Raw genomic sequence first — 12,232 nt, 5'->3', positions numbered from 1 at the left:
AAAGCCGCTTTACCCTAATGCACAAAGGAAATTCCTGAAGTTTTTTTTGCGGGATGATTATTTACCACATTCCCGTCACCAGTTCTTATAATTTATAAACCGGAACGAAGAGAGCTAAGTCCGGATGAGTACCGGTCTGCCGATCACCCCAAAACCGCTTTCATATATGTTGATTGTGCGAGAATAGCCGACCAATAATCCTGTCTGATCAGTCCAGCGTTTTCCGGATCAGCCTGTATTCATCTGCCGCCAGCACATCGATCTTTCCATTTGTTGCCATATGCACCTGGTCACGAAAACGTTTCACCCGGGAAAGCATGGGCTCAATGATCGTGTTGCTGTGACTGACAAAATCATACAGGTCCTGCTCACTAGCCGGCAACTTGTAACCTCGCGAGCTGCTGGCGATCAGCACGCCCGCATCCCGGAGCGGGGCGATCACTTTGGTTTGAAAATAGTGCAAGTTAACAGCAGCACCCCGCCTGGCACGGATCTGCTCCATGAGCTCAAAGCTGGTAATGTATCGCGCGGCATTGATGTGTTGAAAATGGAAGAGCAAGTAGCCCAGGCAGGTCACCTGGTCTATGACCTGCGGGGTGGGGTTTGAAGATTTTCTTTGCAGAAAGTCATTGGATAATTTAACGCTAAGTTCACCCAACGTATGGTCGTATACGGCACCGGTCTGCTGGGGCACGACCTGGCTTTCGCCAAAGGGCTCGGGCCAGAAGCGGATCGAGAGCAGCTTCTTTTGCAGCACTTCCACAAAAGTGCCACGCTGGTCGGTGATCAGGTTCTGATCGTAGCAGTACGCCAGCGTACCGGCCATAAAACTTGCGGCTTGTACTTCCAGACTGTCTTTTGCGCCTACAAAGCCGAAGGCAGCCTCATTGAACAGGTTGGAGATGTGGTTCTGGCTTACATAGCTTACAAAACCTTTCATGAACGTATCGTCGCCTACCTGGCCGGCCACGAGCTGCAAGTTGGGATAAATCCGGAAAAGCTCGCGATCTGCCAGCCCGTGCATAAACTTATAAAAGGAGCCTTTGTAGCGCAGCCCCTCCCCGATCACTTGTCTTTTGTCCACTACCACCGCAAACACCTTGAACGGTGCTTCATCCAGGTCTTCCAGGATCTCCTTTCTTTTGGCGTGATCATTGCCGATCACCTCAGAATTGATTGCGCCACCATTAAAGTGCCTCCGGCTGACGGCTTCCAAGATTTGGGTCACTTCGGCCAGCTGTCCCTGCTGCATGATCAGCGCTGTTACAATGAAATGGGTAGATGCAAACGGTTTGCCGGGCAGCTTTTTAGAAAAGTCCAGCGCATTGTCGCCCCACTCGCTCAGGAAAGCAATCTGATCATGCATATTTATCAGGTTCAGCTAGTCAGTAGTTTGTTTAGTTGATGTCAAAAACCGAAGGTGCCCGCGCTCTACTCCCCTGCTTGTTTATCCACGGCTGATTGCTGGTTTTTGGGCTTTCTTCCACGCGGCTTACCTGTATAAGGCTGCTTTTCTACCGGTGTTTCCGTTGCCAGGGCGAGCTGGTATGCAGGGGTACCGTCATGGTCAAAGATGGAAGCTTCAAAAACGTAGCTCTGCTTCTTATAATCAATGCCGCCTTTGGAAAGGATCAGCTCCAATGGAAGCGAATAAGCCCTGCCCGTACGGACGAGCTGAAATCCCTGCTGCTGGTCATTGGGAACCAGGTACAGGTTCTTGATTTTGCGTTTACCCTGGTCGGTGCCCACCTGGAACCATGCATTCTCTGCTTCAATGCCCAGCTCCTCCAAGGTGGCTGCTGGAAATAGTACCTTTCCTGCAGGTGAAATGCGGCCGGTTGGGAGTGACTTCGTTTTAGCGGGTGATTCTTGTTGTGCCTGATTTTCCTGGGGTGAGAAAAACCGGATGCTCTTTGCTTTCATGATGCAGGTTATTTAAACTGGTGAATTGCCGCAAGATAATGCCCAAGCCTGAAAGTACGATCACAAGTTTTTAACAGCCTGGTGTAACCGTGGTCCGGAACAGTTGCAGGAAACGCGCGTGAGTGTTGCAGAACCAGGTAACTTTGAGCCATTCACAATAGGATGATCATCACCCGGTTTGAAAGATTGGCGACCACATATCCGAATAATACGAAACAGATTCCAATTAAAATCAGATAGCTGCCGCCGAGACGAGCCGCCTCGTCTTTATCAAAAGATACGTGCCCCGCCAGGGATATTGTTTAACAAGCGGATATTTTTCCATATATAACTTCCAAACCCGATGATCAATATGCCGATTGAGAATAAGAGCCAGTCCATGATGCTATTTCATTATAATTGATACAAAGCCAAAATTTAGCTTAGGCGCTTACCATTTGAATCGAATTCTTGCCGAAGATGATACTCGGTGATCGGGATGACTGAAATAGAGGTAACAGCAAGTAAGAAACTGCACAGATAAAATGAAGTGATGCCGCCAATCAATAAATAAGAAGCGGCAGCGAGCATGCAAAAACTGAGGGATAACCAAACCTGAATTCTGGTACTATAACGGTTTGCTTCCCTCCATGCTTCTTCACTTTTCATCGCCAAAGGTGTGCGATATCCCAGCAATGGATTAATCTTACCCGGTTTAAAAAACCGCACAGCCATAGCCACGACAAAGCTGCAAAGCATAAATCCTGCATGACCTAACAATATAATATCCATATTGAAGTCAAACGTTAATGATTTGTCGATGGTAAAGAAACTTTACTGCTTTTGTACCAGTTGGATTTCCACCCTGCGATTTCTGCTTTTATTTTCTTCTGTATCATTTGCAGCAACCGGATCACCAGAACCTTTCCAGCTGATTTTGGTTTGTCCGGGATGCACGCCGTGTTGGTTCATGTAAGTCTGCACCACACGCGCACGGTATTCGGAAAGAATAAGATTCAAATTCGCTTTGCCGACATTATCCGTGTGGCCTTTCACCAATGCAATTAAACTATGCCGCCGAACCAAAACTGCACAAACTGAATCTAATACAAGCTTGCTGTCCTTTCTGAGATTATAGCTACTCTGATCAAAATACAGCGTTCTGGGCGTTAGTAAAACGACATCAGGTGATTTCTTCGCATTCGAATATTTAACATAAAGAAAATTGAATCCTTCATTTAAAACCACTGATTCCTGTGAGGTGATATTAACCCTGTTTTTCTCATTTAAATCGAATAAACCTACCGAAAGAGAATAAGGTCCGGGCAGGATATAGTTAATTGTTAGAATTCTGTTTTGCGGTGAACTGATGATTGGCCTGTTCTCCTGAATTTTGCGCTTGGAATGATCCGTCAAGACCATATGCATGCTCAGACTATCAGGTGCGTCTACCTTGATGAAAAGCTGGCTTTTGGGAAACATGGTTTCGTCTTCCTTAATTGCCGGATCCATGCCATTTTTGAGCATCGGCACTTTGATTGCAAACGTGGCATTTCCACGGTTACTTCCAACTTGATTTACGCTAATTATCCTCTCTTCAAAGCCGGCCGACTGGAAAGTCAGATGGTGGGTGGAATCCGGGATTGTAAAAGCAAAATTTCCCGACCTGTCTGCACTGATCACCTGTGAAGTTGAGCCATAAACCAATGTGGTACTGCAACTTAACCTGGTTTGGTCAGCCACATTATAACAATTTCCCGTGATCCGGATTGAATCTGAGGCAAGTGAAAGGAGCGAAACAAATAGTGCTGCAAGCATAGTATTACCTGATTTTAGTCAATCAATATTCTTATACACCGAACACGAAAATATCAGAGTAAAGATTTCTTTAAGGAAGCAATAAATATTATTAATACCTATTCAGTTCCTAATCTTCATTAATGCCATTGATCTTATTACTCTTGTACATACCAATGGATCGTTGTCCTTTGTGAAACCCCGGCAACGCATTGAGTTCCGGAATCTTGAGGTGATAAGTAAACAGAACGATAGCTAATCGCGTGAAGCTTGCAAATAACGGGTAACAAATTTGCTGCTGCTCGCCCACCCGCTACTATGTTCCTTAACTTTCAGCGTGAGGCCCACCCGCACCTTCCCTTTTGGCTACGGAATCGGGACTTACGGCTAAGTCCGTCTTGTTATGTCTGCTGAACTTTGTGCTAACAAAACAAGAAAAAAATGGACCTGAAAAATAGCACAATCTTAATTACAGGCGGCACCAGCGGAATCGGGTTGGAGCTTGTCAAACAGCTGACCGAACAAGGCGCTAACATCATCGTGACCGGCCGCAGCCTCAATGCCCTGGAGGAAACGAAGATGAAATTTCCGGGAGTTCACATTTTTCAAAGCGATGTGAGTGATCCCCAGGATATTGCGCAGCTTTATAACGATGTGATTGCCCGATTTCCGCAGCTCAACATCCTTATCAATAATGCAGGCCTGATGCGGCTCATCGATTTGCAGGATGCGTCCCCGGACCTCATCGATATAAATAGCGAAATCGCGACCAATCTTACCGGAACTGTTCAGATGGTGCATCAGTTTTTACCGCATTTGCTGACGAGGCCGTCGGCTGCGATCGTCAATGTGTCCTCGGGCATTGCATTCATGCCCTACTCCTCCGCCCCGGTTTACAGCGCCACCAAAGCGGGCGTCAGAGCTTACACCCAGGCCCTGCGGCTGCAACTGGAAGATACGAATGTGAAGGTTTTCGAGCTGATACCACCGGGCGTCAATACCAACCTGCAGAACGACTGGGTTATCAAGCCAAACCCGGCCATGATGATGAATGCGGACAAGATGGTGGAAGTGGTCATCAGTGGACTCAGGAAGGACAAACCGGAGCTCAGACCTGCGATGATCGGCGTGATTCAATTTGCCGCGAGACTGGTTCCTGGTCTGCTGATCAATTTCGGACACCGGGAATTCAAAAGATTTAAGGAGGCCAAGAAACAATTGATAAATTAAAAAGGTAAACCTGCGGCCAACATAACATTTGCCCGATCCATTAAACCTTAATTTTTATGATCAAGAATATCATTTCACTCGCCTTGCTGCTCATCTCAGTGGCGCTTAATTTTAAACAGGGCTAGGATACTTTCAATTACAAAGACAATCCTGCATCCATCAAAATGATGAATGACCTGGGCTTCAGTCAGCCCGCGATTCCATTTGTCGCTGCATTGACAATCATAGTAGGTATATTATTAATAATACCCCGCACTTTTTTCCTCGGTAATTTGCTGAATGCTATGATTATACTTCTTATTATGGCATTTTCGCTGCGAGCCGGAAACTATAAAATGGCACTTATGGAAATCCCGTTCCTGGCAATGCCACTGGTGATGATCTGGCTGAAATATCCTTTCAAAAATTGACAAACTGACCGTCATGAAGCCATATAAAATACAATCTATCACTGAGATACACCGGTTAATGGACCTTCCCAAACCCCACCATCCGCTTATTGGTCTGGTCAACTTATCCGGACTTAAAAATCATCCCGATATCAATGCAGTTGTGTTCGATTTGTATGTAATTTCCCTGAAACGAGGCTGTGACAAGCTGATCTACGGCCAGCAAAAGTATGACTTTGACGAAGGATTAATGGCGTTTATGTCGCCCGGACAAATTCTGCGGGGCGAAGGCGGCGGCGTACCTTCCCGGCTGGAAGGCTGGATGCTTTTTATTCATCCTGATTTTTTATGGAATACTTCTCTTGCTAGAAAAATCAAACAATACGATTATTTCAGCTATTCCAATAATGAAGCACTATTCCTTTCCGGCGATGAAGAAATTCTGATCAATAGCATTATCGAAAACATTCAAAGAGAATATAAATCGAATATCGATAAGTTTAGTCAGGATGTGATTATCGCCCAGCTGGAATTAATGTTTACCTATGCACAGCGTTTTTACGAGCGACAATTTATTACCAGAAAAATCACAAACAGTAAGATCCTGGAACGTATGGAAGTGGTACTTTCAACGTATTTCAAGGAAGCAGATTTAATTGAAAAAGGGTTGCCTACGGTCAGGTTTGTTGCCGATTCACTGAATATTTCACCTAAATACCTGGGCAGTTTACTAAAACAACTGACCGGACAAACTACCCAGCAACACATTCATGAAAAGCTAATCGAAAAAGCGAAGGAAAAGCTATCCACTTCGGAGTTGTCGGTCAGTGAAATTGCGTATGCGTTGGCATTCGAACATCCGCAATCGTTTAGCAAGCTGTTTAAAATGAAGACAAGACAGAGCCCCCTGGATTTCAGGCAATCTTTCAACTGAGCATCTGCATTTTGGACACATCTTCAAACGATTTGGAAACATTTTCCCGCTGCTGCACCCCGACTTTTGCATCGGACTAAAGAAATCAGATACAATGCAAAAGACCATTTTTATCACCGGAGCCTCTTCCGGACTTGGAAAAGCAACCGCAAAATTATTTCAGAGTGAAGGCTGGCATGTGATCGCAACAATGCGGAACCCGGACAGAGAAACGGAATTATCGGCACTCAAAAATGTGACCCTCCTTCCGCTGGATGTGACTGATCCTCAGCAGATACAATCCACGGTGGCAGAAGCTACGGCACTCCGGAAGATCGATGTTGTGTTCAATAATGCAGGTTATGGCTTGATGGGCGCACTGGAAGCATTGACGGACGAGCAGATTTTGAAAGAAATCAATACCAATCTGCTGGGTGTCATCCGCGTGACACAGGCCTTTATCCCGCATTTCAGGGAAAATAAAGGCGGGCTGTTCATCAATACCACGTCGATGGGCGGGCTTTTCGGTTTTCCGCTGCATTCGATTTACCATGCTACCAAATTCGGCGTCGAAGGCTGGGCGGAAAGTATGTCGTTTGAACTCGGGCCACATCATATTGGTATTAAGACCATCGCGCCGGGGGGGTTTACGACGGAATTTCTGGGCCGGTCGCTGGATAAGGCCTCGCATCCTGCGTACATTGAACTGGAAAATAAATTGTTCGCTAATATTGACAATATGATGGAGGCAGCCTCCACACCGGATCAGATCGCCGCCATCGTTTTCGAGGCCGCCACCGACGGTAAAGACCAGGTGCGGTATGTGGCGGGCGCAGATGCCAATGCATTGTATGCCAGGCGCCTGCAAATCGGAAGCGAAACTTTCAGACAGGAAATCCGCGACCAGTTCTTTGGTTAATTACATATGAGAACGATTCACTCGATTACCGAATTTCATCGCCTGCACCGGCTCCCCGAGCCGCAGCATCCGCTGATCAGCGTGATCAATGTGGCGGATATGCGGTTTGCGGATCGGGAACTTTGGCGGCAGTTTGTACTCCAATTTTACTGCGTGTCGCTGAAAAAGGGCATTACCGGCAAAATCCGGTACGGTCAGCAGTACTTTGATTTTGACAAAGGTCTGATGACTTTCGTGGCTGCCGGACAGGTGCAAGCGCTGGAAACGGCCGAGGACGCGATCCTGGATCCGGATTTCGGAAGCGGGCAGGCGCTGCTTTTTCATCCCGATTTTTTGTACAAACATCCGCTCGCGACGTCAATCAGGAATCTTGGCTTTTTCTCCTACTCCCTGACCGAAGCGCTGCATTTGTCCGGGAAAGAGGAGGAGAATATCAATGCCATTTTCCAGAAAATAACCGAGGAACTGGTTCACATTGACCGGCATACGCAGGAAATTGTGCTCTCTCAGATTGATCTGCTTTTGAATTACAGCACCCGGTTTTACGAGCGGCAGTTTATCACCAGAAAAATCGCAAACCACGACCTGCTGACTAAACTGGAAAATGTGCTGAATGCCTATTTTCAGGACCTGGCCCCGTCAAAGAATGCACTTCCGACGGTAGAATACCTGGCCGACCAGCTGCATTTGTCGCCGCATTACCTGAGCGACATGCTGCGCTCGCTCACCGGCCAGAGCGCGCAGCAGCACATCCACGAAAAGCTCATCGAAAAAGCCAAACAATACCTGAGTACCACCAATCTATCCGTCGCCGAAATTGCTTACCAATTGGGCTTCGAGTATGCACAGTCTTTTAACAAACTGTTTAAGCGGAAAATGAATGTGTCGCCGCTGGAATTCAGGCGGTCATTTAATTAGTGATAATGATGGCTTTTCGTCACCTTTTCCGGCTTCTTCGCTAATTGAGAAATGGCTAATGCATGATGGTGTCTTTCACAAAAGGCACCATCATTTTTTTCAATGAGAACATGCAGGTAAATGCTCTCGTTTTTAACGATTATTTAAAAGTGCTTTCGCTATTTTTTCAGAAGCTCCATTACTCGGACGGGCAGTGAAATTTTCTATCACGGATCCGTCCCGTCCTATTAGTACATACTGAGGATATACATGAATTGCAAACTGCTCTTCCAGCGTGTTTCCCCATGTAGCATTTGCATAAAGGTTTATCGTATTTAAACCAAATTGATTGATTTTTTCTAGCCACTTTTCCCGGGTAGTTCGCGTGCAGATGCTGATAATTTTCACGGGTTCATTCTTGAATTGAGCAACCAGTTCTTTTTCGAACGGAAATTCTTGAATGCAACCTTTGCAACCGGCAAACCAAAAGCTGAGGTAAACAATCTGGCCTCTAAAATCTTTCAGGGAAACCAGTGAATCCTGCTCATCAGTCAATACAAAATTGGGGCTGGGCTTTCCTGAGCGCAGCACACCGATCCGTTGTGAAGCACTTTCTTTTAAATACGGGACAAGCGCAGGATAGAAATGCGGAACTGGTATTTCTGCCAGGCTTTTTTCGACCTGCCGGGGGTTATCATTCAGTGATTCACTGATCGTAAATAATGTAAAGAATTCGCCTGTTTGTTGGCCCAATAAACCTACATTTTGTTTGTAAACAGAATTGTTCTTCTTGCCGGGCGCGCTACTTTGTGTGTTGGCGGCTGACTTGTAGCTCACATATTCCCGAAGGAAGAATAAATAAGCATAATTATATAGCGCTGACAAATTTCGAATCTCCAACTTTTTCAGGAAATCAAAGTAATTAGCCGGGGTATTGGCAGCTGCATGCTTGACTGCTTTTCGATACTGATAAATGTACAGCCGCAGGTACGCGTCAGAATATCTGATTGCGTCTTTTTCGTAGCGTAAGAACCATTGCGGAAGCGCCTGAGAATTGCTGTTTAAGAATGCACTTTCTGACATAAAAAGACTATCGGCAAGGTGCATAAATGCATCGAGGCTTAGATCGCCTACTCCTGCATTCATGACCTGCTGACCCACCGAAACCGGATATTGTTTGGCTTTTGCCAGGTAATAGTCTTGTATCGCTTTATTTTTCCCATCAATTTCAAAGGCAACGTCATTAATTGAACCTTTCATTCTGACAAACACAGTATCTGAGGGTTCCAGGATCACAGATAGTTTTTTATCTGCAATCGTAACAGATACCTGCTGGATTGTGTACACCGGGCATGTAAACTGCACCGTATGATGCATTGTTGATATCGTATCCTGCTGCTCAAATGAGCCATAAGCCGGAAATGAATGCAGAACTTCCACCGAGACAGGTATAGATGTATCGGATTCTATACCTTCAATTTTGATAATGCCTTGTCCTTTTAGATTTAAGACCTGGGAAAAGACCGTATTACCTATAAAAAAAAGGGCCAGTATTAAGGATGCACAGCGATAATTCATGGCTAAGAACATTGATGATCACTTGAATATTCCCTGACTCAGATGTTTCTCGAATTGACATAACCCAGCTTCCACACCCCGTTTTTCGTTTCCATAACGCGTACTTCCCGCGACATCTGTCTCATCAGAAATGACCTTTTTGATAGCTGCAATGTCGTCAGCATCTCCTGGCGCGGTTTGCGCCGAGGCAGCGATGGTAGCCTCGCCGTATCAATGTCCATCAACATGACATCGGGCATCTTCCGGCAACATCATCCGGTACTTTCACCACATGCCCATGCATTCCGGCAACCCCCAGCTTAAACGTAGATTCCAGGACCAGCGCAAGCCATTTTGCGGAGTGAGTGATTGTCTTCATAAATGCTTACCCGTACCATGCTGCCAGATATTTGATGGTGTAATATTGCAAAAATACCATCACCGGTTATACTACTGTACCGGATAAATATATGAGTAGAAATGTGGTATTTGACAGCTACATTTACTTCCGTCAACTAAAAGGCCGGCTGATGAAACACATCCTGATTGCTAATTACTTAAACATTATTCTCATACTTTACGGGCTGTTTTCCGGAGGGAATGTTCATGCGCAAAACGCTTCCCTGAATGTGGGCCTGCGCTTTCAGCAAACGTTTGATTTGTATAATGAGAATGGAATCACCGTGCAATATGCAAATCCGAAATGGATGAAAAACCACCTTCAGACCGGAATCAGCTACATCAGCACCAGGCTGGGATCGGCCGTCGGGAGAAATGCTATCAAGCAGGATCATCTGTTTTTAACCGGGAGCTACCTTTTCCGGCCTGAAAAGGTACTCAGACCCATGTTGAGCGTAAATGCAGGCTGGTTTCATGCCGACTACGAATCACCGATCTTTCAGGATCTCCCCCAGTCATCGGCAACTGTTGCTTTGGAGGCGGGGGTTTCTGTTAAAACCAATTCACCGCTCAGATTTGGAGCAGCCCTGGGGTACAACCTCATTACAGGAGACGGTGCAAGCGGACCGGGGACTTTGTACCCGGTGTATGTTCAGTTGAATATTACCTATAACATCTTCAAAACCCGTGCAAAATGAGAGTTACAATCATGCTGGCGTGTTTCTTTTTTCTGGCTGGCTGTAAAAAGGATCCTGTATTGACAGATGCCATGCTGGGAGGGGAAACCATCTTTGATCCGTCCGTGTATGATCCCGGCAAGTACCTGGTTTCACTCGCAAAGCCCAATCCCACGCCATCAGAGGCGAGCACACCTGTCATCATTACGGTTCACGGTTACAGCGCCTCCACGTTCGAGTGGGACGAATTCCGAAGCTTTGCTTCCGGCCGGTCCAACGTATTGATTTCCCAGGTTTTGATGGGCGGACATGGTGTCAGCTATGCAGATTTCAAGAATGCATCGTGGCAGGACTGGAAGCAGCCCGTACTTGAAGAATACATGCGCCTGGAAAAAGCAGGCTATACCAACATCAGCCTGGCGGGTTCTTCCACCGGTTCGGCGGTGATCCTGAATATGCTGGCAGACGGTTTTTTTATCGAACACACAAAACCCCGGCAAATCTTCCTCATTGACCCGATTGTTATTCCGGCCGACAAATCCCTGAGCCTGATAGGCATTGCTGGTCCGATCATCGGCTATACAGAGGCTGATAATACCGCCGAAGAAGACAAACACTGGTATCATTACCGGCCATATGAAACGCTCAAAGAGTTAAAAGAACTGACCGGGCTGGTCCGTCATGATCTGCAAAAAGGGTTCAGATTACCCGCGGGAACCCAGCTGAAAGTTTACAAGTCCAAAAAAGATACCACAGCCGATCCGGTCAGCGCGGTACTGATTTACAAAGGTCTGAAATCGGCAGATGCACAGCCCGTTGAAGTAGAGATGATCGATTCGGAACTGCACGTTTTTACCCGCCTTGACTTACGGCCCAATCTGATGCCGAAAGACCGTGACAACCAGAAAAATGCCTTTGAAGATATACTCAGCCGCCTTAATTGATTGCCACAATCTGAGTACAATGGGTAAATTCGGTTTCCGGTGTGCTTCCGGTTGTGCGCCGTCGTCTTCAAATCTTTTAACGTCGACTATCCAAAAAGATCAGATCTATGCAAGAGCCTTCCGGTACAAACAAAAATGAAAAATCAGGACAGAATTACAACTGGCTTCTCTGGCTTTGGATGGCGCTGGTTGCTGCTTTTTCTGTTGGTCAGCTCATTTGGGTGACGTTAGGATTTTGACAGGTCTGTTGAGTCTGTGCACTCCGAAGCGGCAAAAGTACATGACCGCTACTGAACAGATCATCAGATTTCTTAACGGGTAAACCGCCGGGCAGCGATTACTGTGTGGTGCTGACAGTCATATTTCAAAAAACCGGTAGCTTTCAAGCTACCGGTTTTTTGTTGGAGCATCGTGCAATGCGCAATAAAGATCGGTGCCTACTCAATGCTTGTTAAATAAAGCTCCTGCGCTTAGCCGCATACTAATTCGTTGTAAATAAGAGTTTTAAAACTCCCATATTTTTGTTATTTATGGAGTGTGAGGCTTCATAGTTCCGCCATATTGTTCAGAAATCACACTGCATATTTAACGATTTGCACCACTTGCCT

The 12,232-nt window shown here is 46.1% G+C and carries 14 protein-coding genes; 8 read left to right on the top strand and 6 right to left on the bottom strand.

The genetic code is table 11. From position 1 onward, the window contains the following. Positions 1-208 precede the first annotated feature (208 nt). From HWI92_RS04330 to HWI92_RS04315, 4 genes are all read right to left on the bottom strand, one after another. A complete protein-coding gene (locus HWI92_RS04330; RefSeq protein WP_204660943.1) occupies positions 209-1,366 on the bottom strand; it encodes a hypothetical protein in 1,158 nt (385 codons plus the stop codon). 65 nt (positions 1,367-1,431) lie between these two features. Next, positions 1,432-1,923, bottom strand: coding sequence for a hypothetical protein (locus tag HWI92_RS04325; RefSeq protein WP_204660942.1), 492 nt, complete (start codon positions 1,921-1,923; stop codon positions 1,432-1,434). 417 nt (positions 1,924-2,340) lie between these two features. Further along, a complete protein-coding gene (locus tag HWI92_RS04320; protein WP_204660941.1) occupies positions 2,341-2,694 on the bottom strand; it encodes an SdpI family protein in 354 nt (117 codons plus the stop codon). Positions 2,695-2,736: 42 nt separating this feature from the next. After that, positions 2,737-3,720 carry an OmpA family protein gene (locus tag HWI92_RS04315; protein ID WP_204660940.1) on the bottom strand — a complete coding sequence of 328 codons (984 nt, stop codon included), beginning with the start codon at positions 3,718-3,720 and terminating at the stop codon, positions 2,737-2,739. A gap of 420 nt (positions 3,721-4,140) precedes the next feature. On the opposite strand from HWI92_RS04315, the gene HWI92_RS04310 reads away from it, so the two are divergent. The 5 genes from HWI92_RS04310 to HWI92_RS04290 all read left to right on the top strand — a co-directional run bounded on the left by HWI92_RS04310 (position 4,141) and on the right by HWI92_RS04290 (position 8,068). Then, positions 4,141-4,929, top strand: a complete 789-nt coding sequence (locus HWI92_RS04310; protein ID WP_204660939.1) for an SDR family oxidoreductase — start codon at positions 4,141-4,143, stop codon at positions 4,927-4,929. Positions 4,930-5,087: 158 nt separating this feature from the next. After that, a complete protein-coding gene (locus tag HWI92_RS04305; protein ID WP_374757890.1) occupies positions 5,088-5,339 on the top strand; it encodes a hypothetical protein in 252 nt (83 codons plus the stop codon). 13 nt (positions 5,340-5,352) lie between these two features. Continuing rightward, positions 5,353-6,252 carry a helix-turn-helix domain-containing protein gene (locus tag HWI92_RS04300; protein WP_374757883.1) on the top strand — a complete coding sequence of 300 codons (900 nt, stop codon included), beginning with the start codon at positions 5,353-5,355 and terminating at the stop codon, positions 6,250-6,252. A gap of 94 nt (positions 6,253-6,346) precedes the next feature. Next, a complete protein-coding gene (locus HWI92_RS04295) occupies positions 6,347-7,150 on the top strand; it encodes an SDR family oxidoreductase (protein ID WP_204660938.1) in 804 nt (267 codons plus the stop codon). Positions 7,151-7,156: 6 nt separating this feature from the next. Further along, entirely contained in the window at positions 7,157-8,068 is a 912-nt protein-coding gene (locus HWI92_RS04290; RefSeq protein WP_204660937.1) for a helix-turn-helix domain-containing protein, read from the top strand. Between the two features lie 132 nt (positions 8,069-8,200). On the opposite strand, the gene HWI92_RS04285 is transcribed toward HWI92_RS04290, so the two are convergent. Then, positions 8,201-9,625 carry a TlpA family protein disulfide reductase gene (locus HWI92_RS04285; protein ID WP_204660936.1) on the bottom strand — a complete coding sequence of 475 codons (1,425 nt, stop codon included), beginning with the start codon at positions 9,623-9,625 and terminating at the stop codon, positions 8,201-8,203. Between the two features lie 38 nt (positions 9,626-9,663). Then, positions 9,664-9,789 carry a hypothetical protein gene (locus HWI92_RS25425; protein WP_262897692.1) on the bottom strand — a complete coding sequence of 42 codons (126 nt, stop codon included), beginning with the start codon at positions 9,787-9,789 and terminating at the stop codon, positions 9,664-9,666. A 285-nt stretch (positions 9,790-10,074) separates the two neighbouring features. Between HWI92_RS25425 and HWI92_RS04280 the strand changes: the two genes are divergently transcribed. The 3 genes from HWI92_RS04280 to HWI92_RS25420 all read left to right on the top strand — a co-directional run bounded on the left by HWI92_RS04280 (position 10,075) and on the right by HWI92_RS25420 (position 11,863). After that, positions 10,075-10,701 (top strand): hypothetical protein, encoded by a 627-nt coding sequence (locus tag HWI92_RS04280; protein ID WP_204660935.1) that lies wholly within the window; start codon positions 10,075-10,077, stop codon positions 10,699-10,701. Continuing rightward, complete coding sequence (locus HWI92_RS04275) at positions 10,698-11,624, top strand: alpha/beta hydrolase (protein WP_204660934.1); 927 nt, start codon at positions 10,698-10,700, stop codon at positions 11,622-11,624. Before HWI92_RS04280 ends, HWI92_RS04275 begins: the two co-directional genes overlap by 4 nt. Positions 11,625-11,731: 107 nt before the next feature. Then, the gene (locus HWI92_RS25420; RefSeq protein ID WP_262897691.1) at positions 11,732-11,863 is read left to right on the top strand and encodes a hypothetical protein; all 132 of its coding nucleotides are present in this window, start codon (positions 11,732-11,734) and stop codon (positions 11,861-11,863) included. The last annotated feature ends 369 nt before the right edge of the window (positions 11,864-12,232 follow it).

The sequence above is a fragment of the Dyadobacter sandarakinus genome, from assembly GCF_016894445.1.
GTDB classification, from domain to species: domain Bacteria; phylum Bacteroidota; class Bacteroidia; order Cytophagales; family Spirosomataceae; genus Dyadobacter; species Dyadobacter sandarakinus.
This window is presented reverse-complemented; position numbering and strand designations above follow the sequence as displayed.

Bases quoted from the DNA above. Each gene is read 5' to 3' on its own strand.
- HWI92_RS25425 (WP_262897692.1), bottom strand. From the start codon at position 9,789: ATGCTGACGACATTGCAGCTATCAAAAAGGTCATTTCTGATGAGACAG.
- HWI92_RS04310 (WP_204660939.1), top strand. From the start codon at position 4,141: ATGGACCTGAAAAATAGCACAATCTTAATTACAGGCGGCACCAGCGGA.
- HWI92_RS04280 (WP_204660935.1), top strand. From the start codon at position 10,075: ATGAGTAGAAATGTGGTATTTGACAGCTACATTTACTTCCGTCAACTA.
- HWI92_RS04320 (WP_204660941.1), bottom strand. From the start codon at position 2,694: ATGGATATTATATTGTTAGGTCATGCAGGATTTATGCTTTGCAGCTTT.
- HWI92_RS25420 (WP_262897691.1), top strand. From the start codon at position 11,732: ATGCAAGAGCCTTCCGGTACAAACAAAAATGAAAAATCAGGACAGAAT.
- HWI92_RS04325 (WP_204660942.1), bottom strand. From the start codon at position 1,923: ATGAAAGCAAAGAGCATCCGGTTTTTCTCACCCCAGGAAAATCAGGCA.
- HWI92_RS04285 (WP_204660936.1), bottom strand. From the start codon at position 9,625: ATGAATTATCGCTGTGCATCCTTAATACTGGCCCTTTTTTTTATAGGT.
- HWI92_RS04275 (WP_204660934.1), top strand. From the start codon at position 10,698: ATGAGAGTTACAATCATGCTGGCGTGTTTCTTTTTTCTGGCTGGCTGT.
- HWI92_RS04300 (WP_374757883.1), top strand. From the start codon at position 5,353: ATGAAGCCATATAAAATACAATCTATCACTGAGATACACCGGTTAATG.
- HWI92_RS04315 (WP_204660940.1), bottom strand. From the start codon at position 3,720: ATGCTTGCAGCACTATTTGTTTCGCTCCTTTCACTTGCCTCAGATTCA.
- HWI92_RS04330 (WP_204660943.1), bottom strand. From the start codon at position 1,366: ATGCATGATCAGATTGCTTTCCTGAGCGAGTGGGGCGACAATGCGCTG.
- HWI92_RS04295 (WP_204660938.1), top strand. From the start codon at position 6,347: ATGCAAAAGACCATTTTTATCACCGGAGCCTCTTCCGGACTTGGAAAA.
- HWI92_RS04290 (WP_204660937.1), top strand. From the start codon at position 7,157: ATGAGAACGATTCACTCGATTACCGAATTTCATCGCCTGCACCGGCTC.